This is a genomic window from Massilia sp. Soil_C_3, from assembly GCF_057657035.1.
In genome coordinates this window covers 370,936-393,261 of the sequence record NZ_JBDGJG010000006.1, presented here as the reverse complement: position 1 = coordinate 393,261, position 22,326 = coordinate 370,936, and the positions used below count along the sequence as shown (strand labels likewise).

At 64.8% G+C, this 22,326-nt stretch carries 18 protein-coding genes; 5 read left to right on the top strand and 13 right to left on the bottom strand.

The window, feature by feature from the left end; translation table 11 throughout:
• Positions 1–8: 8 nt before the first annotated feature.
• The 9 genes from AC3A6F_RS14710 to AC3A6F_RS14670 form a co-directional block, all read right to left on the bottom strand.
• Positions 9–1,112 (bottom strand): ribonucleotide-diphosphate reductase subunit beta, encoded by a 1,104-nt coding sequence (locus AC3A6F_RS14710; protein WP_147933311.1) that lies wholly within the window; start codon positions 1,110–1,112, stop codon positions 9–11.
• A 202-nt stretch (positions 1,113–1,314) separates the two neighbouring features.
• Positions 1,315–4,245: a ribonucleoside-diphosphate reductase subunit alpha gene (locus AC3A6F_RS14705; protein ID WP_487681925.1), complete on the bottom strand. Its 2,931-nt coding sequence runs from the start codon at positions 4,243–4,245 to the stop codon at positions 1,315–1,317.
• Positions 4,246–4,818: 573 nt separating this feature from the next.
• Complete coding sequence (locus tag AC3A6F_RS14700; protein ID WP_487681923.1) at positions 4,819–6,264, bottom strand: sigma-54-dependent transcriptional regulator; 1,446 nt, start codon at positions 6,262–6,264, stop codon at positions 4,819–4,821.
• 3 nt (positions 6,265–6,267) lie between these two features.
• Positions 6,268–7,905, bottom strand: a complete 1,638-nt coding sequence (locus AC3A6F_RS14695) for a two-component system sensor histidine kinase NtrB (protein WP_487682097.1) — start codon at positions 7,903–7,905, stop codon at positions 6,268–6,270.
• A gap of 19 nt (positions 7,906–7,924) precedes the next feature.
• Positions 7,925–8,173, bottom strand: a complete 249-nt coding sequence (locus tag AC3A6F_RS14690; RefSeq protein WP_487681921.1) for a PP0621 family protein — start codon at positions 8,171–8,173, stop codon at positions 7,925–7,927.
• Positions 8,173–8,976 carry a cytochrome C assembly family protein gene (locus AC3A6F_RS14685; protein WP_487681919.1) on the bottom strand — a complete coding sequence of 268 codons (804 nt, stop codon included), beginning with the start codon at positions 8,974–8,976 and terminating at the stop codon, positions 8,173–8,175. The genes AC3A6F_RS14690 and AC3A6F_RS14685 overlap by 1 nt, the downstream gene beginning before the upstream one ends.
• Before the next feature lie 103 nt (positions 8,977–9,079).
• A complete protein-coding gene (locus AC3A6F_RS14680) occupies positions 9,080–9,877 on the bottom strand; it encodes an ABC transporter ATP-binding protein (protein WP_487681917.1) in 798 nt (265 codons plus the stop codon).
• Position 9,878: 1 nt separating this feature from the next.
• On the bottom strand, positions 9,879–10,736 hold the full coding sequence (locus tag AC3A6F_RS14675; RefSeq protein WP_487681916.1) for an ABC transporter permease: 858 nt from the start codon (positions 10,734–10,736) through the stop codon (positions 9,879–9,881).
• A 13-nt stretch (positions 10,737–10,749) separates the two neighbouring features.
• On the bottom strand, positions 10,750–11,724 hold the full coding sequence (locus AC3A6F_RS14670) for an ABC transporter substrate-binding protein (protein ID WP_487681914.1): 975 nt from the start codon (positions 11,722–11,724) through the stop codon (positions 10,750–10,752).
• A 244-nt stretch (positions 11,725–11,968) separates the two neighbouring features.
• Between AC3A6F_RS14670 and ffh the strand changes: the two genes are divergently transcribed.
• Positions 11,969–13,336 (top strand): signal recognition particle protein, encoded by a 1,368-nt coding sequence (gene ffh / locus AC3A6F_RS14665; RefSeq protein ID WP_487681912.1) that lies wholly within the window; start codon positions 11,969–11,971, stop codon positions 13,334–13,336.
• 232 nt (positions 13,337–13,568) lie between these two features.
• Positions 13,569–13,949, top strand: coding sequence for an SWIB/MDM2 domain-containing protein (locus AC3A6F_RS14660; protein ID WP_109346291.1), 381 nt, complete (start codon positions 13,569–13,571; stop codon positions 13,947–13,949).
• A 141-nt stretch (positions 13,950–14,090) separates the two neighbouring features.
• Here the strand turns inward: AC3A6F_RS14660 and AC3A6F_RS14655 are convergent, their stop codons facing one another.
• From AC3A6F_RS14655 to AC3A6F_RS14640, 4 genes are all read right to left on the bottom strand, one after another.
• Positions 14,091–15,464 carry an alkaline phosphatase gene (locus AC3A6F_RS14655; RefSeq protein WP_487681910.1) on the bottom strand — a complete coding sequence of 458 codons (1,374 nt, stop codon included), beginning with the start codon at positions 15,462–15,464 and terminating at the stop codon, positions 14,091–14,093.
• A 19-nt stretch (positions 15,465–15,483) separates the two neighbouring features.
• Positions 15,484–16,935: an alkaline phosphatase gene (locus AC3A6F_RS14650; RefSeq protein WP_487681908.1), complete on the bottom strand. Its 1,452-nt coding sequence runs from the start codon at positions 16,933–16,935 to the stop codon at positions 15,484–15,486.
• Between the two features lie 92 nt (positions 16,936–17,027).
• A complete protein-coding gene (locus tag AC3A6F_RS14645; protein WP_487681906.1) occupies positions 17,028–17,654 on the bottom strand; it encodes a lytic transglycosylase domain-containing protein in 627 nt (208 codons plus the stop codon).
• On the bottom strand, positions 17,654–19,375 hold the full coding sequence (locus AC3A6F_RS14640; protein WP_487681904.1) for a proline--tRNA ligase: 1,722 nt from the start codon (positions 19,373–19,375) through the stop codon (positions 17,654–17,656). The genes AC3A6F_RS14645 and AC3A6F_RS14640 overlap by 1 nt, the downstream gene beginning before the upstream one ends.
• A 206-nt stretch (positions 19,376–19,581) precedes the next feature.
• On the opposite strand from AC3A6F_RS14640, the gene AC3A6F_RS14635 reads away from it, so the two are divergent.
• The 3 genes from AC3A6F_RS14635 (at position 19,582) to AC3A6F_RS14625 (ending at position 22,316) form a co-directional block, all read left to right on the top strand.
• Positions 19,582–20,214 carry an RNA pyrophosphohydrolase gene (locus AC3A6F_RS14635; RefSeq protein ID WP_487681902.1) on the top strand — a complete coding sequence of 211 codons (633 nt, stop codon included), beginning with the start codon at positions 19,582–19,584 and terminating at the stop codon, positions 20,212–20,214.
• Positions 20,215–20,330: 116 nt separating this feature from the next.
• Positions 20,331–21,830 (top strand): aspartyl protease family protein, encoded by a 1,500-nt coding sequence (locus tag AC3A6F_RS14630; protein WP_487681900.1) that lies wholly within the window; start codon positions 20,331–20,333, stop codon positions 21,828–21,830.
• A gap of 57 nt (positions 21,831–21,887) precedes the next feature.
• Positions 21,888–22,316: a DUF1841 family protein gene (locus tag AC3A6F_RS14625; RefSeq protein ID WP_147933298.1), complete on the top strand. Its 429-nt coding sequence runs from the start codon at positions 21,888–21,890 to the stop codon at positions 22,314–22,316.
• The last annotated feature ends 10 nt before the right edge of the window (positions 22,317–22,326 follow it).

Genomic DNA, 22,326 nt, shown 5'->3' with positions numbered 1-22,326 from the left:
GATGGCAATCAATCCCAGCTCAGGGTGCCGCCAGTCTGGTACTCGGTCACACGCGTCTCGAAGAAGTTACGTTCCTTCTTCAGATCGATCATCTCGCTCATCCACGGGAACGGATTCTCCTCGTTCGGGAACAGCGGCTCCAGACCGATCTGCACCGCACGGCGGTTGGCGATGAAGCGCAGGTAGCCCTTGAACATCGGGGCGTTCAGGCCCAGCACGCCGCGTGGCATGGTGTCTTCGGCGTAGCGGTATTCCAGGTCGACCGCTTCCAGGAACAGGGCCTTGATCTCTTCGCGGAATTCCGGGGTCCACAGCTGCGGGTTTTCCATCTTGATCGTGTTGATCAGGTCGATGCCGAAGTTCACGTGCATCGATTCGTCGCGCAGGATGTACTGGTACTGCTCGGCGGCGCCGGTCATTTTATTTTGACGGCCGAGCGCCAGGATCTGGGTGAAGCCGACGTAGAAGAACAGGCCTTCCATCAGGCAGGCGAAGACGATGATCGACTTGAGCAGCTGCTGGTCGGTCTCGGTCGTGCCGGTCTTGAATTCCGGGTTGGTCAGGACGTCGATGAACGGGATCAGGAACTGGTCCTTGTCGTGGATCGACTCGATCTCGTTGTAGGCGTTGAAGATCTCGCCTTCGTCCAGGCCCAGCGATTCGACGATGTACTGGTAGGCATGGGTGTGGATCGCCTCTTCGAAGGCCTGGCGCAGCAGGTACTGGCGGCACTCGGGAGCGGTGATGTGGCGGTAGGTGCCCAGCACGATATTGTTCGCGGCCAGCGAGTCGGCGGTCACGAAGAAGCCCAGGTTGCGCTTGACCAGGCGGCGCTCGTCTTCCGACAGGCCGTTCGGGTTCTTCCACAGCTCGATGTCGCGCTGCATGTTCACTTCTTGCGGCATCCAGTGGTTCGCGCAGCCGGCCAGGTATTTGTCCCATGCCCATTTGTACTTGAACGGCACCAGCTGGTTGACGTCGGTCGAGCCGTTGATGATGCGCTTGTCGTCGGCGTTGACGCGCTTTGCCACTTCAGCGGCGGGAGCGCCTTCTGGATTGGCGGCTTGTGGAGCGCGTTGGGCGCTGGTTGGTTCGTCGTCCCAAGAGAGCATGGTGATTTCCTTCTGTGGTGGCCTGTCGCGTTGGGCGCGGTGAGGGCACGTGTGTGTGTTGATGATGATTGTCGGCCGACGAGGGGAACCTTGAAGTTTGCGGTGCTATAGGCGAACTTGGGTTCCCGCCTGCGCGGGAACGACGGTCTTGAGGTTACGGGTGCGAGCGAACCATTCGGTCGGCCCGCACCTGGTTACAGCATTACTGGCAGGCTTCGCATTCCTCGAAACCGTCGTCGCCTGGACGCAGGTAGCAGGCGGCGCCTTCATCCATTTCGGCAGTCGCTGCGGCTGGTGCGGCGGCGACTGGCGCTGCGGCTGCCGGTGCTGCGTGACCGCCGGTCAGGCCGCCCGAGACCGACACGGCGTTCAGCGCGCCGGTACGGGTGGTCGACTTTTCCAGGTGGGTCGCGGCGATGGTGCGCAGGTAGTAGGTGGTCTTCAGGCCACGCAGCCACGCCAGTTTGTAGGTCTCGTCCAGTTTCTTGCCCGAGGCGCCGGCCATGTAGATGTTCAGCGACTGCGCCTGGTCGATCCACTTCTGGCGGCGCGAGGCGGCTTCCACCAGCCACTTCGGTTCCACTTCGAAGGCGGTCGCGTAGATGTCGCGCAGGTCTTGCGGCACGCGGTCGATCTTCGAGAGCGAACCGTCGAAGTACTTCAGGTCGGCGATCATGACTTCGTCCCACAGGTCGCGCGCCTTCAGGTCGCGCACCAGGTACGAATTGATCTCGGTGAATTCGCCCGACAGGTTCGACTTCACGTACAGGTTCTGGAAGGTCGGTTCGATGCAGGCCGACACGCCGATGATGTTCGAGATGGTCGCGGTCGGGGCGATCGCCACGCAGTTCGAGTTACGCATGCCGAACTCTTTGATGCGCTCGCGCACCGGGGTCCAGTCCATCGATTCGCTGGTGTCCTGCTCCAGGTAGCCGCCGCGTTCTTCGGCCAGCAGCTTGATCGAGTCCTGCGGCAGGATGCCGCGGTCCCACAGCGAGCCGGTGTAGGTCTCGTAGCGGCCGCGTTCCTCGGCCAGTTCGGTCGACGCCAGGTAGGCGTAGTAGCAGACCGCTTCCATCGAGGTGTCGGCGAACTGGATCGCTTGCTGCGACGCGAACGGGATGCGCATCATGTGCAGGCAGTCCTGGTGACCCATGACGCCCATGCCCACCGGACGGTGGCGCAGGTTCGAGTTGCGCGCCTTTTCCACCGCGTAGTAGTTGATGTCGATGACGTTGTCCAGCATGCGCATCGCGGTGCGGATGGTCTTCTGCAGCTTGACGTGGTCCAGGCCATCGCCCTTCATGTGCTGCGGCAGGTTCACCGAGCCCAGGTTGCAGACGGCGATTTCGTCGGCGCTGGTGTTCAGGGTGATCTCGGTGCACAGGTTCGACGAGTGCACCACGCCCACATGCTGCTGCGGCGAACGGATATTGCATGGGTCCTTGAAGGTGATCCATGGGTGGCCGGTCTCGAACAGCATCGACAGCATCTTGCGCCACAGGTCCATGGCTTCGATCTTCTTGAAGACCGCCATTTCGCCGTTGGCCGCTTTGGTTTCATAGGCCAGGTAGGCTTTTTCGAAGGCCTTGCCGGTCAGGTCGTGCAGGTCTGGCGTCTCGGATGGCGAGAACAGGGTCCAGGCGCCCTTTTCCATCACGCGCTTCATGAACAGGTCGGGAATCCAGTTCGCGGTGTTCATGTCGTGGGTGCGGCGGCGGTCGTCGCCGGTGTTCTTGCGCAGGTCCAGGAATTCTTCGATGTCCAGGTGCCAGGTTTCCAGATAGGCGCAGACCGCGCCCTTGCGCTTGCCGCCCTGGTTCACCGCCACGGCGGTGTCGTTGACCACTTTCAGGAACGGGACCACGCCCTGCGAACGGCCGTTGGTGCCCTTGATGCGCGAGCCCAGCGCGCGCACTGGCGTCCAGTCGTTGCCCAGGCCGCCGGCGAACTTCGACAGCAGTGCGTTCTCCTTGATGGCGTCGTAGATGCCTTCCAGGTCGTCGCCGACGGTGGTCAGGTAGCACGACGACAGCTGCGAGCGGCGGGTGCCCGAGTTGAACAGGGTCGGGGTCGAGCTCATGAAGTCGAACGACGACAGCAGGTTGTAGAACTCGATGGCGCGCGCTTCGCGGTCGTCTTCGCGCAGGGCCAGGCCCATCGCGACACGCATGTAGAAGGCCTGCGGCATTTCGATGCGCACGTCGCGCACGTGCAGGAAGTAGCGGTCGTACAGGGTCTGCAGGCCGATGTAGCCGAACTGCAGGTCGCGGTCGGCGACGATGGCTTTCGCCAGGCGCTCGAGGTCGTACTTGCCCAGCTCTTCGTCCAGCAGCTCGTTGTGGATGCCCTTGGCGATGTATTGCGGGAAGTAGGTCAGGTATTCGGCAGCGGCGCCGGCTTGCGGCACTTCGTGTTCGAAGACTTCCTTGCGGATGGTGTGCAGCAGGATGCGGGCGGTCACCTGGCTGTAGGCAGGGTCTTTTTCCATCAGCGCGCGGGCGGCCAGGATGGCGGACTTGTACAGCTCTTCGACCGGCACGCCGTCGTACAGGTTCTTGAGGGTCTCGGCGACGATCGCGTCGGCGTCGACGTGCTTTTCCAGGCCCGAGCAGGCGGCGTTCACGAGGGCGTGGACGTCGTTGATGTCCAGCAGGCGGCGCTCGCCGCCATCGACCACGTGGATCTGCGGCGCGGCGACCGGGGCGCCACCTAGGGCTTCCTTGGCGGCGCGGCGCTCGTCCATGCGCTTGGCGCGGTACAGCACGTATTCACGCGCCACGTCGTGTTCGCCCGAACGCATCAGCGACAGCTCGACCTGGTCCTGCACGTCTTCGATGTGGAAGGTGCCGCCGTTCGGCTGGCGGCGCACCAGCGCGGCCACGACGTTACCGGTCATCTGTTCCACCAGCTCGCGGATGCGCGCCGAGACCGCGCCCTGGCCGCCGGCCACGGCCAGGAAGGCCTTGGTCATCGCGACCGAGATCTTGTTCGGCTCGAAAGCGACGACGGCGCCGTTGCGGCGGATGACGCGGTAATCGCCGCGCGCGACGATCTCGGCCGGGGTTGGGCTGGTCGACGCCGATCCTGGGGTGACGTGTTGGTTGATCGAGATGTTCTGTGCTGTTTGCATTGAGCCTCCAGGATGAGCGGTCGGACCGCCTTTGTACACGAGGACCGGGTGGCGGCTGGCGCCATGGTCCGTCAACAAAATTAAAGCAAAACAAATCCCCGCCAGCCGGTGGCCGATGCTGGCAAACCAGAGAAGCAGGGTAAGAATAATTAAATAAAGCTTGTCAGCAGGTGCTTAATAGACAAGTCGCTGAACAAATTTGTGGGCAACTTGTGGACAACATGCGGACAACTCGCCGCTGGCCAGAAACCTAGTGTCTTTCGATCCACTACCACTACATCTAGTGCCGAGCTTTGATATGAGACTAATTGTAGTACCTCGCTTGCGATCGAGGCAAGCTAATAAATGGCCATTTTTTTTGTTTTTTGGCGTGCGCAGTCTTGACATTTCCACGCTGCACAAAAGAAGGGGAGCACGCGGTGAGCGAGTACTAACATCAGGAAAAACTGCACCAAAACTGCTGCCTGGACAGCCATCACAATGGGGCGTCCATGCTCCGCCAAGGCGCATTATGCACCAAAATAATTACCGCAAAGTAACATGACCCGGCAACCGATTGTGCCGGTGGGACGCTCAATCGTCCGGTGCGCAGATGTCCAGTTTCTGCATCTGGTAGCGCAGCTGGCGCACACTGATCCCGAGCAGGCTCGCCGCCTGGGTGCGGTTGAACTGGGTCTGCTGCAGCGCGCGTCCGATGATGTCGCGTTCGACCTGCTCCAGATATTCGGGCAGGTTGCTCGGCAGTTCGGCGGGGCCGAGGGCGACCGGGGCGGCCATCGGCCTGGGCGGCGGCGCCTGCACCACTTCCACCGGTGGCGGGACCGGCGCCGGCGCCGCAACCGGCGTCGTCGTCTCGCTCCGCCCTGCCTCCACCGGCCGCGCCGCCTTGAGCGACAAGTCCCCGACCTGGATCGCGCCATCGTTGGCAAACGCCAGTGCCCGTTCCAGCACGTTCTCCAGCTCGCGCACATTGCCGGGGAAGGAATACGCCTTCAAGGCTTCCAGCACGCCCGGCCCCAGCGACGCCTGCCCCGGCCCGGCCAAGCGGTTCAGGATGCCATCGGCCAGCAGGGCCAGGTCGTCCATCCGCTCGCGCAGCGGCGGCAGCGCCAGCTCGATCACGTTCAGGCGATAAAACAGGTCTTGCCTGAACTTGCCCGTCTCGACGCAGCGCGCCAGGTCCTGGTGGGTGGCGCTGATGATGCGCACGTCGACCGGTTCCTCGCTCGTGGCGCCGATCTTGCGCACGCGCCGCTCCTGGATCGCGCGCAGCAGCTTGACCTGCATCGCCAGCGGCAGGTCCGCCACTTCGTCCAGCATCAGGGTGCCGCCGTTGGCGGCCTGGAAGAAGCCGTCACGCTCCTCGGCCGCGCCGGTGAAGGCGCCCTTGCGGTAGCCGAAGAACTCGGCCTCCATCAGGGTTTCGGGGATCGCGCCGCAGTTCACCGCCACGAAGGGTTTACCGGCACGCGAACTCTGGGCGTGGATCTCGCGCGCCGCCAGCTCCTTGCCGCTGCCGGATTCGCCGGTGATCGAGATCGGCGCCATCGAGCGCGCCAGGCGCGCGATCTGGGCCCGCAGCGACTGCATCGCCGGCGAATGGCCGATCATGCGCGATGCAATCGCGCCACCGTCGGCCGCCGCGGCGCCTTCCGATAACTTGAGGGCCGAGCGCACCATCACGCGCAGCGCGTCGAGCGCCACCGGCTTGGCGATGTAGTCGAAAGCGCCAGCCTTGAGCGCCACCACCGCGTTCTCGGCGCTGCCGTAGGCGGTGATCACGGCGACCGGGGTGCCCTTGCCCGAGGCGGCGATCTCGCGCACCAGTTCCAGCCCCAGGCCGTCCGGCAGGCGCATATCGGTCAGCACCAGCGCGTAGTCGCGCTCCTCGAACAGGCTGCGCGCCTGGCGCAACGTGGCGGCGCTGTCGACGTCCAGGCCCATCTTGAGCAGGGTGATCTCGAGCAGCTCGCGCAGGTCGGCCTCGTCGTCGAGCACCAGGATGCGGGGCGCGCTCATGGCTTACTCGAGCGCGAAAGTGATGACAAAGCGGCCGCTGGCCTTGCGCGGCCCCAGCGCGGATGGGTCGAACCGGTATTCATAATCGAGTTTCGCATCGTTGTTCAGGCACAGTTCGCGCGCCAGGTAGAGTCCCAGGCCGGTCCCCTTGCTCGACGTAGTATAGAAGGGCTCGAACAGGTGGTCGCGCACTTCAGGCGTGATGCCGGGGCCGTCGTCCTGCACGTGCAATTCGCGCCGGCCGGCGGCGTCGCGCGCCGGGAAGATGCGGATGCTGGCCGGCTGGCGGCTGGCATAGCGCACCGCGTTGTTCAGCAGGTTGAGCAAGACTTCGTGCAGGTGCAGCGGATCGAAACGCACCGCGCTGCCGCCCGGATCGCCTATATAGACTATATCACCGGCCAGGCCGTGGATTTCGCAGAATTCGGCCTTCAGCTCGTCCAGGAATGGGCCGAGCGCCACCGGTTCGCCATTCGGCTGGGCCTTGCGCGACAGCTGCAGGATGTCTTCGACCATGCGGTTCACGCGCGTCACGTTGTCGCGCACGATCTTCAGCAGGCGCAGCTCGGCCGGGCCGTGCAGGTCTTCGGCCAGCAGCTCGGTGGCGTGGCCGATCGCCGACAGTGGGTTGCGCACCTCGTGCGCGATGCTGGCGGTCAGGCGGCCCATCGAGGCCAGCTTGAGTTGCTGCGCCTGGTTTTCGATGGCGCTCACGTCCTGCATGAAGATCACGCTGCGGCCGGCCGCCTCACCGCCATCGGCCACGCGCGCGAAGCGCAATTTGAGGTGCACCGGCTGGTCGCGCCGGCCACGAATTTCAGCCTCACCATCGCCAGCGCCGTCACCTTCGCGATAGGGTTTCAGGGTGACGAATCCCTTGTCGTTGTCGGGCGCGGCCAGCCAGGCGTCGAAGGCCAGCGCCACCGGCTCGAAGGCCGGCACGGCATGCAGCAGGAAACCGGCGTCGGCCTGCAAGCCCAGCATGCGGCGCGCCGCCGGATTGCCGGTGAAGACGGCGCCGTCCTCCCCCACCACCAGGATGCCGTCGCCGACGTCGGCGATCACGATCTCGTTGATCGCCTGCTGGATGCGCAGGTCGGCGCCGCGCTGGGCCGCCAGTTCTTCCTGCTTGAGCAGGCGCGCCGCCAGCCGGTTGACCATCAGCACGCCGGCGAAGAAGGCGGCGCCGAACAGGCCGGCCTGCATCAGGGGCGGGTCGCGCCCCTCGATCACCAGCTGCCAGAGGTTCAGGCCGAGCAGGAACAGGGTCGCGACCGCCGCCGAGAACAGCGCCAGCACCAGCGGCGCCAGGATCGCGGCGCCGGCCAGCGGAAACAGATACAGGATGCCCAGGCCGCTGCGCATGCCGCCGGCGGCCAGGTACAGCAGCGAAATCACCAGCAGGTCGACCGCGATCTGCAGCCCGAGCTGGATCAAGAAGCGCCGTTGCCAGCGTGCCGCCAGCGCGAACATCGCCGCCGTCAGCACATAAAAGACGCAGGTTTCGGTGTTGACCGGGTCGGGGCGCAGCGTGCCGCTTTCCAGGTCGACGCCCAGGTACAGCAGCAGCACCAGGGCGATGACGATGCGGGTGACGGTGAAGGTCTGGAGCGAGCGCCACAGGGTGACCCGCGCGCCCATCGACAGGGGCGAATTCACCCTACGGCGGCGGCAGGCGCACGTGGCCCGGCGAGCAGTAGTCCTGGCCGTCGGCCTTCACCGATTCGGACGCCGGGAAGTACATGCCGCAATGGGCGCACTGGGCCATGGCCTCGATCTGGGCGCTGGGGGCGGCAGGGCCGCGCGCCGTATCGGGCGGAACCCCATGGCGCTTGGCCATCGCGCGCAGCTTGCTGCGCACGGCGAACACGATAAGGACAATGAGACCAATCCAGAACAGGATACGCATCAGTAGACTCCCCGGTGCAGGACGACTTCGAGCACGAAGCGGCTACCGACGTAGGCCAGCGCCAGGGTGGCGAAGCCTGCCAGCGTGAAGCGCAGCGCGGTCTTGCCGCGCCAGCCCTGCCACCTGCGCCCGGCCAGCAACGCCGCGAACAGCGCCCACGAGAGCAGCGCGAACACGCTCTTGTGGTCGAGCAGCAGCGGCCGGCCGAACACCTGTTCGGAGAACACGAAGCCCGACAATACCGTCAGGCTGAGCAGGATGAAGCCGATCCAGATCACACGGAATAACAGTTTTTCCATGGTGAGCAAGGCCGGGAGCTGGTCGAGCGCGGAGCCAAACCAGCCGCCGCCGGCGGTGCGGGTATGCAGCCGCGTCTCTTGCAGCGCCATCAGCACGGCGTGGAAAGCGGCGATGGTCAGGGTGCTGTAGGCCAGCACCGCGACCGCGATATGCCAGCCGAAGGCGGCGGTCTTGCCGGCCAGCGGCGTCAGGGTGCCCGGGAACAGCAGCGGCAACAGGGTGGCCGCCGCCGCGAACGGCATCACCAGGCGGCGCAGGCTGTCGAGGGCGAAGTTGCGGTTCTCGAACCAGTAGGCGAGCACCGACACCCACAAGGCGCTGGAAATCATGATGGCGAAGCCGACCCGCAACCGTCCCGGCACCATCACGTCCATGCCGAGCGCGACGCCATGCAGGGCCCAGGCCCCGGCGGTCACGCCCGAGATGACGGCGCCCAGCCGTGTCGGCAGCAGGGCGCATACCGCGTACAGGAAGGCAGCGGCAAGAAAAAGGGAATTCTGCATAACAGGAGTCTACACCATCGGCGAACGGCGGGGGTAAGGCCCCAGGTGGAAGCCCCCCCCCTTCCGCCGATGGCGCCGCCACATATATATATGTGGCGTACGTTCAATCCACCGCCGCCATCCGCAACTCATCGTTGTGATGCCGCGCCTGCTCTTCCATCACCATCAGCCCCAGCTCGCGCTTGAGCAGGTTGAATTCCGGCGCCGCCGGGTCGCGCGGGCGCGCGATGTCGACCAGGAGATCGCGCTTGATCGTTCCCGGCCGGTAGGTCATCACGACGATGCGGTCGGCCAGGTAGATTGCCTCCTCGATGCTGTGGGTGACGAACAGGATCGTCTTTTTGAGTTCGGCCCACAGACGCAGCAGTTCGTCCTGCAGGTTGCGCCGGGTGAGCGCGTCGAGCGCGCCGAAGGGCTCGTCCATCAGCAGGATCGGCGAATCGAGCGCCAGCACGCGCGCGATCGCCACCCGCTGGCGCATGCCGCCGGACAGGTCCTTCGGATAGCGGGTGCGAAAGTCGGCCAGCGACAAGAGCTTGAGCAGCTCGTCCACCCGGCGGTCGATCTCGGGCCCGCGCATGCGCTTGATCTCGAGGCCGAAGCGGATGTTCTGCTCGACCGTCATCCAGGGAAACAGCGCGTATTCCTGGAACACCATGCCGCGCTGCGGCCCCGGCCCGGTGACCGGGCGGCCGTCGACCAGGATCTCCCCGGAGGACGGCGGCGCGAAGCCGGCCACCGCACCCAGCAGGGTCGACTTGCCGCAGCCCGATGGGCCGAGCAGGCAGGTGAACTGCCCACGCTCGAGCGCCAGATCGATGTCCTGCAAGGCCACCACTTCATGGTCTTCGGCGCCGAACACTTTATTGACGCCCTCGATACGGATATGGATATCGTTCATGTCAATGCTCCAGGCCGCGGTGCCAGCGCAGCAAATGGTTGTTCAATCGATTCACGCCGATGTCGATCAGGAGGCCCAGCACCCCGATGCTGATCATCCCGGCGATGACCTTGTCGGACCAGAAGTACTCGCGCGCCTCCGAGATGCGGAAACCCAGGCCGCTGTTCACGGCGATCATCTCGGCCACGATCACGACGATGAAGGCGGTGCCGATCCCGATCCGCACGCCGGACAGGATGTAGGGCACCGCCGCCGGCAGGATCACGCGCAGGAACATCGTCAGCTTGCCGGCGCCGAGGTTGTGCGCCGCGCGCAGATAGATGCCGTCGACCTGGCGCACGCCGGCGATCGTGTTCATCAGGACCGGAAAGAAGGCCCCGATCGCGATCAGGAACACCGCCGGCGGATTGCCGAGCCCGAACCACAGCATCGCCAGCGGGATGTAGGCGATCGGCGGGATCGGCCGCAGCACCTGCACCAGGGGATTCATCCAGGCGTGCACGCGCTGGCTCGCCCCCATCGCCAGCCCGAGCGGCAGCGCCAGCCCGGCGCCGATGGCGAAGCCCACCACCACCCGGTACAGGCTGGCGATGACGTCGACCGGCAGCTCGCCCGACAGCGCCCATCCGAGCCAGCCGCCGCCGGTGTACTGCGCGAATGGTTCAAGCGGCAGCAGGTAGTCGACCCACTTGCGCCACACGTCCAGCGGCGCCGGCAGCACCTGGCGGTCGACCAGGCCGCTGGCCGCCACCCATTGCCAGAGTGCGATCGCCAGCACCGGCACCACCAGGCCGGTGGCGGCGTCGTTCCATCGGAGCCGCTTTTTGCGGATCGTCTTGCGTCGTTCAATGCGTTCCATGATCGATGCTCCCCTACTTGATGTTCAGGCTTTTCTTGGCCGAAGCCAGCAGGTCGGTACGGACCCAGTCGCTGGCCAGCGGCGGACGCGCCATGCGCCCCACCCCGGTCTGCGCCATGACGTCGGTCGTGACCTGGATGTGCTGGGGCGTGATGTCGTAGGAGTACGGCGAATTGGCCATCGCCGCGCGGAAGTCGGCCACCGTGATCTGGCCCTTGAACATCGACTGGCGCACATAGTGTTCGGCGATGTCGGGCCGGTCGATGAAGGTGCGCGTGGCCTGGACGAAGCAGCGCATGAACTTCTCGGCCAGCGGCCGGCGCTCGCGGTAGAACCTCTCGGTCATGACCATGGTGCGCACCGGCTCGCCGATCGCCGTCCCGTAGGGTTTCATGACTTCCACCCCGAAGCCCATATTGATCGCCTGCGACGATTGCGGCTCGGATTGCATCATGGCGTCGATGTGCCGGCCCAGCAGCGCCTGGTTCAGCTCCGCATAGGACAGGTACACCAGCTGCACGTCCTTGCGGCCGGTGGTGTCGGCGCTCAGCTTGTTGCGCGCCAGTTCGGCCATCAGCAGCACTTCCTGGATGCCGCCGCGGGTGACGCCCACTTTTTTTCCCTTGAGCTGGGAGACCGACGATATCTTCAGTTCGGGCCGCGCCACCAGCCGCGCCCCGCCGCGCGCGAAGCCGGCCACCACCACCACCGGGGCCCCGCCGGCGCGGCCCTGGATCGCGGCCTCGGACGCGGTGGCGCCCACGTCCAGTTCGCCGGCGATGATGGCTTGCATGATGTCCAGCCCCTTGGCGAACATCTTTTCCTCGACCCGGATGCCGCAGCCCGGCGCGATTTCCTTGATATAGGACACCGCGCCGAAATGCGCCAGCTTCAGGTTCCCCAGCCGCACGACGTCCTGGGCCGCGGCGGTCCCACCCACGGCCCCGAGCACCAATGCGATCAATGTCTTGCATAACATTTGCCTCATAACGTTTCTCCTGACCTCGATTTTTAAGATTCATGCTTGCCGGAAAGGCGAGTAGGCAATACAACATGGCAGCCGTGGGTCGTGTTTGCGTTATGCCAAAAGGCGACGGCGTTGGCGAAAAATGGCCGGGACAGGCCGGGTTCGGCGCGATGGGGTATGCAGGGCAGCGGCGGCGCAAGGTAAAATGACGCGTTGGCGAACCTGCGCCAAGTCCGAATTGCGCTTCTTTCTATATTAGGTAGACATGCTAGATAACCTCACCCAACGCCTTGCCAAGGTCGTCAAGACCATGCGCGGCGAGGCCCGCCTGACCGAGGCGAACACCGCGGAAATGCTGCGCGAAGTGCGCATGGCCCTGCTCGAGGCGGACGTGGCGCTGCCGGCGGTGCGCGAATTCATCGCCAAGGTCAAAGAGAAGGCCCTGGGCGAAGAAGTCGTCGGCTCGCTGTCGCCCGGCCAGGCCCTGGTCGGCGTGGTGCAGAAAGAGCTGGCCGCCCTGATGGGCGCCGACCTCGGCCCCGAAGCCACCCAGCTCTCCTTCGCCCAGCAGCCACCTGCGATCATCCTGATGGCCGGCCTGCAGGGTGTGGGTAAGACCACCACCACGGGTAAGCTGGCCAAGTACCTCAAGGAACAAAAGAAGAAGAAAGTCCTGACCGTCTCGGCCGACGTCTATCGTCCCGCCGCGATCGCCCAGCTGGAGTCCGTCACCAAGCAGGTCGGCGCCGACTTCTTCCCGTCCACCGCCAGCGACAAGCCAGTCGACATCGCCCGCGCCGCGCTGGACTGGGCCAAGAAGCATTACCACGACGTCCTGATCATCGACACCGCCGGCCGCCTGGGCATCGACGAGGCGATGATGCAGGAAATCGCCGCCGTGCACGGCGCCGTCAATCCGGTCGAGACCCTGTTCGTGGTCGACGCCATGCTGGGCCAGGATGCGATCAACACCGCCAAGGCCTTCAACGACGCCCTGCCCCTGACCGGCATCGTACTGACCAAGCTCGATGGCGATTCGCGCGGCGGTGCGGCGCTGTCGGTGCGTCACGTGACCGGCAAACCGATCAAGTTCGCCGGCGTGTCCGAAAAACTCGATGGCCTCGAAGCCTTCGATCCCACCCGCATGGCCAACCGCGTGCTGGGCATGGGCGACATCCTGGCGCTGGTCGAAGAAGCGCGCAAGGGCGTCGACGCCGAGGCGGCGGCCGAACTGGCCAACAAGATCAAGGTCGGCGGCCGCTTCGACATGAACGACTTCAAGGCGCAACTGACGCAAATGAAGAAAATGGGCGGCATGGCCGGCCTGATGGACAAACTGCCGGCCCAGTTCCAGCAGGCGGCGGCCGGCGCCAATATGGGCCAGGCCGAGAAATCCGTGCAGCGCATGGTGGGCATCATCGACTCGATGACCCCGCTCGAGCGCGCCAAACCCGAGCTGATCAAGGCCAACCGCAAGCGCCGCATCGCGGCCGGCGCCGGCGTGCAGGTGCAGGAAGTGAACCGCATGCTGAACCAGTACGACCAGATGCAGACCATGATGAAAAAGCTCAAAGGCGGCGGTCTGATGAAGATGATGCGCGGGATGAAGGGCATGATGCCTGGCATGCGTTAATCCGCATGCCAATCGGCGAACACCGCGCAAAGTATCGCTTTGCGCGGTTTTTTTTCGACGCTTGTCAGCGTTTTTTCGTTCTCATGCGTTGTTGTGTGCGATAACGCCCATTTGGCGGGTTTTATGAGTGAAAAAGTTTTGAAAAAGACTTGCACGTTCTGTAAAACGCTACCAATATAGGCGTGCGATAAATTACGCACTTTTCCACGTGTTCGTTTTAGGAGGCTCGAAGATGGCAACAGCCAAAAAAACCACTGCAGCGCCAGCAAAAAAAGACGCTGCCAAGCCTGCTGCAGCGGCCAAGCCGGCAGCAAAAAAGGCAGCACCAGCAGCGAAGTCGGCCGATAAGCCGGCAGCCGCGCGCAAGCCAAATGCTGCTTTCATGAAAGCCATGACCCCGTCCGCCACGCTGGCTGCCGTCGTTGGCGACAAGCCGCTGCCGCGCACCGAAGTGACCAAGAAGGTCTGGGATTACATCAAGTCGAAAGACCTGCAAGACGCAGCGAATCGCCGCATGATCAATGCCGACGACAAGCTGAAAGCGGTTTTCGGCGGCAAGGCACAAGTCTCGATGTTCGAAATGACCAAGCTCATTTCGGATCACCTGAAATAAGCCAGCGCGCTATTTCAATAAGCTTCAAGCTTAAAAAAAGCCCCGGTTTCAAACCCGGGGCTTTTTGTTATTCAGCTGTAAATAATAGTGGCAGCAGGTTAATAACCTATCGGATCGATGCGGCGCACCGATCCGGATCCATTACAAACCGGCCGCCGCTTTCATCAGGTGGAACACCTGGATATTCTCGATCGTTCCCTTGAACGGCGCCGATCCGGCCCCGGTCGCATACAGTTTGACGTCGCCACCGCCATGGGTTTCCGATGACTTGTGCACGCCGGTTTCCTGATGGTAATCGTCGCTCTGCGCCACCACGCTGTCGACGTCGGCGCGCGCATCCGGGCGGTTCGGGCCGTTGCCGAACACCAGGGTGGTGAAGGTCTTGCCGTCCGCATCCTTCTTCGGCTCGCCAGACGCATAGTCGCGCACGATGTCGGTGATCGGATTGCCGCGTTTCGGATAGCCGTTGATCTGCATCGTGTGGTCATGGTCGGCGGTCAGCACGATCAGCGTGTTCTGCAGGCCCGGATCGATGGCGCGCATGCGCTCGATCGCCAGTTGCAGGGCATCGTCGAAGGCCACCGTCTCTTCCAGCGCATGCTTGGCGCGGGTGTCGTGCAGGGCGTGGTCGATCTTGCCGCCTTCGACCATCAAGAAGAAACCGTTCGGATTCTTCGACAGCAGGTCGATCGCCTTGCCGGTCATCTCGGCCAGGGTCGGCTGTTCCGGACGGCGCTGGTACGAGTAATCGAGGTGGCTGGTGGCGCTGAAGATGCCCACGAACTTGCGGCCCGGCTGGGCCGACATCATGCCGGCGCGGGTGCCGGCCACGTAGTAGCCGGCGCCGGCGAATTCGGCCATCAGGTCGCGCCCGTCGGGGCGGCCCTTCGGATTGGTGGCGGGGTCAACCGGCGTGAAGTGGTTGCGCCCTCCTCCCATCAGCACGTCGACGCCGTCGCCCAGCGCCAGGTTGTAGCCGGCGCCGCCGGGCACGATCTGCTGCGCGATCGTGTAGGCCGCGTCGCGGCTGCAGGTATGCGCGAAGGTCGATGCCGGCGTGGCGTGGGTCAGTTCGGTGGTGGTGATGGCGCCGGTCGCCTTGCCCTGGGCCTTGGCCAGTTCCAGGATCGTCACGGCCGGCGTGCCGTTATTGGCGCCGCACATGTCGACGCCCTCCTTGGTTGGATCGATCGGTCGCGCCCCGGCCTGCGAGATGACGTCGTTGTTCATCTTCACGCCGGTCATGTAGGCGCCCATCGACGGCGCGCTGTCGGTGGTCTGGTAGTCGAGCGAATAGGTCTTGATGCGCGCGGTGCGCTCCATCAGGCGCTCGAAGTGCAGCAGGCTGTCCTCGCCGCCGCGATAGATGCGGGCAGCGGTGATCGTGGTCGGGCCCATGCCGTCGCCCAGGAAGAAGATGATGTTCTTCGCCTTTTGCTGGGCGGCGGCCGGAGTCGAAAAGGCGGCGGCGCAGCAGGCGGCCAGCAGCAGCGGAGTAATACGTTTGAAAGTCATGAGGGCTCCTGGTCGCGGCTTACAGGCCGGCGGCGGTCTTGATCAGGTTGAACACGCGGGTGTTGTCGATGGTCCCGCGGAACAGTTCGGCGTTGGCGCCGGTCGCGCCCAGGTAGACGTCGCTGCCGCCGTGGGTCTCGGCGCCCGTGCGGGTGCGCACCACCGCTTCCTGGTGGTAGTCGTCGCGCGTCACGACTTCGTCCGTCAGGTGCACCGTGCGGTCGCCCGCGTGGCGCTGCTCGCCGGTGCCGAAGCCGATAATGGTGTAAGGCTGGCCCTTGCCGTCCAGGCTAGGGGTGCCGTCGGCGTTGCGCACCAGGCCGATCACGCCGGGGTTGGTGGGCGTGGTCTTGCCGGTGCGGGCCGCGTAGCCGTTCAGGATCAGGGTGTGGTCATGGTCGGCGGTGGCGACGATCAGGGTGTTTTTCAGTCCCGGATCGAGCGTTTCCATGCGCTCGATCGCCGCCTGCAGCGCCGCGTTGTAGCTCACCGTTTCTTGCAGCGCGCGCTTGCCCAGGGTCGCGTGCAGCGCGTGGTCGATCAGGCCGCCCTCGACCATCAGGAAGAAGCCGTTCTTGTTCGGCGCCAGCAGCTCGATCGCCTTGGTCGCCATTGCCGGCAGGGCCGGCTGGCGCGCCGGGTCGCGAGTGGCATCGAAGTCCATGTGGTTCGGCGCGAACAGGCCGACCGCCGGCTGGCCCGGTTGCAAGGCCGCGAATTGCGCGGTGTCGTTCACCACGCGCAAGCCCCTGGCCTGCAGTTCGGCCAGCAGGTCGCGGTTGTCGGCACGCTTGCCGCCGCGTGCGAACGGGGTGAAGTTCTGGGCGCCGCCGCCGAACAGCACGTCCAGGCCACGGTCGCCGAGCGCCTTGTTGTAGCCGGCGCCGCCCGGCACCAGGCTGGCGGCGATATCGGTTTCCAGCTTGCGGTGGCAGGCGTGGGCATAGGTCGAGGCCGGGGTGGCGTCGGTGACGCTGGTGTTGGTGACCACGCCGACCGCCATGCCGCGGCGCTTGGCCAGTTCGAGCAGGGTGACGGCGGCCTGGCCATTTTCACAGCGGCTCACCAGGTTGTTGCCGTTGGCGTCCTTGCCAGGTGCAACCGAGCGGGTGCCGAAGGACATCGAGACCACGCCGTTATTGTGCTTCACGCCGGTCATGTAGGCGGCCATCGAAGCGGCGCTGTCGGTGACTTGCGCATCGTTCGAGAAGGTCTTCACGAAGGCCGACTCGGGCATCTTGTCGATCGCCAGCTCACCGTCTTCGCCAGCGGCGAAGATGCGCGCCGCGGTCAGGGTGTTGATGCCCATGCCGTCGCCGAGGAAGAAGATGACGTTCTTCGCGCGCTGGTCGACGGCATTGGCCGCGACGGCGCCTTGTGCGGCGGTGGATTGGGTCGAATCGGGCGGCGTTGTCGCGCAGCCGGCGAGTGCCGCCAGCAGCGCGGCGGAGGCAAGAGTGGTCGGTCGCATGCAGTCCTCTGCTTGGGAAAGCGGAAAGTCTACACTGCTAACGTGACACGTTGGTGAACTGAAATGTTGGGGTTTTGTACAGCATGCCCGGTTTAGATACCGTGCTTGAATTCCCAATTCTTCCACGCCGCCAGCACCGCGTTCGGGTACTTGGGCTTGCCCCGGCTGCCGTTGTAGCGGCCCAGCGCCAGGTACAGGTCGCCGCGCTCCATGTCGATATACATGCGCAGGATCGCGCAGCCGTAGCGCAGATTGGTCTGCATATGGAACAGGCGGCGGCGGTCGCCGTCGCCGATCACCTTGGTCCAGAACGGCATCACCTGCATATAGCCGCGCGCGCCGGCGATCGAGATCGCGTACTTGCGATAGGCCGATTCGACCTGGATCAGGCCCAGCACCAGCCCCGGATCGAGGCCGGCGCGGGTCGATTCGTACCAGACCGTCTCGAGGAATTCGGTGCGGGTCTGGGCGTCGGGCAGGCGCTTGACGAGCCGGCCCGACATGGCGTCCAGCCAGGCCTGGTAGCGCGCCCGCGCCGCCTCGGTGCGGAAAGCCGGCCGCGGCGGACGCGCGTCGGCGATGGCGTTGGCCAGGGCCAGGCGCACCGAATCCGACAGCGCTTCTTCCTTCTGGTTGCCGGCGAACGCCTCGCCCCCACCCAGTCCGAAGGCGCACGCGAGCACGGCGCCTCCAGTCCAGGAGGCGAGACGCAGGCGCATCACTTGCCCAGCTTGCCCTTGATGAAGGCGACCATGTCCGCCACGGCCACGGCGCTCGCCGCTTCGTCGCGGCGGCCCTGGTATTCCAGGTTGCCTTCCTTCAGGCCGCGCTCGCCGATCACGACGCGGTGCGGCACGCCGATCAGTTCCCAGTCGGCGAACATCGCGCCCGGACGCAGGCCGCGGTCGTCGACGATCACGTCGATGCCGGCCGCCTGCAGCTCGGCGTACAGCTGTTCGGTGGCTTCTTTCACCATCTCGCTGCGGTCCAGGCCCATCGGGCACAGCACCAGCTCGAACGGGGCGATCGAGTCAGGCCATACGATGCCCTTGTCGTCGAAGTTCTGCTCGATCGCCGCGCCCAGGATGCGGGTCACGCCGATGCCGTAGCAGCCCATCTGCAGCGGCGCGGGACGGCCACCTTCGTCGAGGAAGGTCGCGCCCATCGCTTCCGAGTAAGCGGTGCCGAGCTGGAACACGTGGCCCACTTCGATGCCGCGCTCGATCGCCAGCACGCCCTTGCCGTCCGGCGAAGCGTCGCCCTCGACCACATTACGCAGGTCGGCCACGAGCGGTTCTGGCACATCGCGGCCCCAGTTGGCGCCCGTGTAGTGGAAGTCGGCCTCGTTGGCGCCGCACACGAAGTCGGCCATGTTGGCGACCGTGCGGTCGGCCACGACGTTGACCGGCAATTTGGTATTGATCGGACCCAGGTAGCCCGGCACGGTGCCGAACACCTCGAGGATCTCGGCCTCGGTCGAGAAGCGGAAGTCCTTCAGGCCCGCCACTTTCGAGACCTTGATCTCGTTGAGTTCATGGTCGCCGCGCAGCAGCAGCACCCAGAAGCTCTTCTTGCCTTCTTCGCTCTCGACGGTCAGGGCGATAGTCTTGACGGTCTGCGCCAACGGCAAATTCAAGAGCTCGGCCACGCTTTCGCACTTGGTCTTGCCTGGGGTCGGGGTCTTGGCCAGCGCCTGGGTCGCTGCGCCGCGGGTGCCGGTGGCGACGGCTTCGGCCGCTTCCATATTGGCCGCGTAGTCCGAGTCGGGGCAGTACACCAGCGCGTCTTCGCCGGTGCTGGCGATGACGTGGAATTCATGCGAACCGGTGCCGCCGATGGCGCCGTTGTCGGCCGCCACCGCGCGGAACTTCAGGCCGAAGCGGTTGAAGATCCGGGTATAGGCGTCGAACATGGTCTGGTAGGACTTCTGCATGCCTTCCAGGTCGCGGTCGAAGGAATAGGCGTCCTTCATGGTGAATTCGCGGCCGCGCATCAGGCCGAAGCGCGGACGGCGCTCGTCGCGGAACTTGGTCTGGATGTGGTAGAAGTTGACCGGCAACTGGCGGTACGACTTGATTTCGCTGCGCACGACGTCGGTGACCACTTCTTCGGAGGTCGGCTGGATCGCGAAATCGCGGCCGTGACGGTCCTTGACGCGCATCAACTCGTCACCCATCTTGTCCCAGCGGCCCGTCTCTTGCCACAGTTCGGCCGGCTGCACCAGCGGCATCAGGAGTTCAATCGCGCCCGCACGGTTCATTTCTTCACGGACAATCGCTTCGACCTTGCGGATGACGCGCAACCCGACCGGCATATAGGTATAAATGCCGGAACCCAGGCGCTTGATCATCCCGGCGCGCATCATCAGCTTGTGGCTGACGATCTCGGCATCGGAAGGCGCTTCTTTAAGAGTTGAAATAAAAAATCGTGAGGCGCGCATATCAGTGAATTCTTTTTAAAAAGAGAGGGTTATAATCGACCTAATTTTAAAGGATTAGCCGGCTGATGCGTCCAATCTTTCTACAAACAGGGTCCGGAACCAGCAGCATGTGCCGTACAAACGGCGCCGACACCCCACGGGCGTACAGAATTTGTAGGTAAAAACATAAGGGACGATCCGCCGGCAGAAAGTATCGAGGTGCACTTATGCTCGACCGTGAAGGGTTTCGGCCCAACGTCGGCATCATCCTGCTGAACGCTAACAACGAGGTCTGGTGGGGCAAGCGGGTGCGCGAGCACTCATGGCAATTCCCGCAAGGGGGTATCAAGTACGGAGAGACGCCAGAACAGGCAATGTACCGCGAGCTCGAAGAAGAAATCGGCCTGCGCCAGGAGCACGTTAAGATCATGGGGCGAACCCGCGACTGGCTGCGCTACGAGGTGCCCGACCACTTCATCAAGCGCGAGATCCGCGGCCATTACCGGGGCCAGAAGCAGATCTGGTTCCTGTTGCGCATGGTTGCGCGCGACAACGAAGTCAATCTGCGCCTGACCGACCACCCGGAATTCGATGCCTGGCGCTGGCACGACTATTGGGTGCCGCTGGATGTCGTGATCGAGTTCAAGCGCGACGTCTACCAGCGCGCCCTGCAGGAACTGTCGCGCTTCGTCACCTGGCCGGCCAGGGGCCAGCAGGGTGAGCGGCGCCACAGCGCGCGCTACCTGCGCCAGCCGCATGGCAGGTCGCAAGGGGCCAAGCCGGCTCAGGATATGGTCGCAGCGGCCAGCGGGGCCAGTCCGGCAGGACCGGAATCGCTGGTGCTGGCGCCCAACAAGTAATTGTATTGACGGAAAACGGCGGCCAGCGCCGCCGTTTCCGCCAGATTTCCTTCCAGCGCATCACTTCATGCGCAGAGCATTGCCTTGAAAGCAACCCCAGCCGGTAGAATGGGCGCATGACTTTCATCGTCCCACCGCTGCGCGCATTTCTCGTCCCCCTTCTCTTTCTCCTGCCTTTGCATGCCTCGGCGCAAACCGCATGCCAGTTCCTGCAGGTAGCGCAGGTGCCGCTGCACTATGCCGGCTCGGGCCTGGGGCTGACGATGACCGGCGAGATCAATGGCAAGCGCGCCACCATGCTGCCCGATACCGGCGCCGGGGTCACTTACCTGACCCGCACCGGGGTGGATCGCCATGGCCTGACCCAGCGGCCCACCGGCCGCTACGTCCAGGGCGTGGCCGGCAAGTCGCGGCTGTACGAGGCCAGGGTGGCGGAGTTGGTCGTCGGGCCGGTGCGCGCCCGCGACCTGTACCTGTCGGTGGTCGGCGAAACCTCGTTCACGCCGCCGTTCGACGCCATCGTCGGCGCCGCCTTTCTGCTGCAGGGCGACCTCGAATTCTCGCTGGCCACCAAGGAGCTGCGCTTCTTTCGCCCTCAACGCTGCGCCAGCACCTGGCTGGCCTATTGGGACAAGAACGCGAGCGTGATCCCGTTCCGCCAGCACGACGAGCTGACGGCGAACCCGCAGTTTTCCGTCCACATCAACGGCACGCGGCTGACCGCCATGATCGATAGCGGCGCATCGGTCACCACCATCACCAGGCGCGCGGCGCATCGCGCCGGCATCGACCTCGATGGCCCGCGCGCGCAGCGCGTGGCCAATGCCCACGGCGTCGGCAAACAGTCGGTGGGCGCCTGGATCGCCAGGGCGGATACCTTCAAGATCGGCGACGCCACCGTGCACGATCCCGAGTTCGACGTGATCGACAGCCAGCTGAGCGTCGACGTGCTGCTGGGCGTCGACTTCCTGCGCGCGCACCGCGTGCTGTTCGCCATGAGCCAGGGCAAGCTGTACGTGTCCTACCTCGGCGGCCAGCCCTTCGATTCGCGGCGCGAGGTCAGGCCCTGGATGCGCCAGGAGGCCGAAGCCGGCAATGCCGACGCCTGGTACACGATGGCGGGCATGGCGAATTCCGAGCGCAGCACGCTCAAGGATCCGGCGGCCGCGATCGGCTACCTGGAGCGGGCGGCAGCGCTGGGCCACCGCGAGGCGAGCCTGTCGCTGGGCGTACGGATACTGGTGCAGGGCAAGCCGGAACAGGCGGCCACGCTCCTGCGTGCAAGCCTGGGCGAGGGGCACACAGGCCGCAATGGCGCCCTGTGGCTCTATCTGGCCCAATTGCGCGCCGGCGACCCGCAGGCCCGCGCCGAACTGGAAGCGCGTTTCAAGGAACGCAGCGATTGGCCACGCCCGGTGGTCGATTACTTCCTGGACAAGATCGACGGCGCCAAGCTGCTGGCGGCGTCCGACACGCCGGCACGCGCCTGCTTTGCCGCCAACCTGGTCCTGCTGCACGAGGAAACACTGGGCAAGCCGGCCAGCGTCGCCCTGCCCAAAGATTGCAAGGCGATGAGCGAACAGTACCAAGGCACAGGCACGGACATGGCGCTGTGACGGCAGGCCGGCATCGCGCTACAATGCCGGCTCCCTTCCCTTCCTGCCGCATTCGACATGTTCACTCCGTCCTCGCACGACGTGCGCCGCTTCTTCTGCGAAGCCTATCGCAAGCACCGCAATGGCGAGATCCTGACCCCGATGGACGCGATCGCGGCCGACTGGATCGTCCAGCATCCCGAATATCACGAGCAGTTCGAGGACGTCGAGGCGGCGATCGCGGCCGACTATTCGGTCGAAGGCGGCAAGGCGAATCCCTTCCTGCATCTGTCGATGCACCTGTCGATCGCCGAGCAGATCTCGATCGACCAGCCGCGCGGCATCCGCGCCGCCCATGACGCCCTGGTGGCCCGGCGCGGCCAGCACGACGCCCACCACGAGATCATGGAATGCCTCGGCGAGATGATCTGGGCCTCGCAACGCAACGGCGTGCCGCCGGATACCGAGGCCTATATCGAATGCGTGCGCCGGCGCGCATTCGCGTGATCCTTCCTTC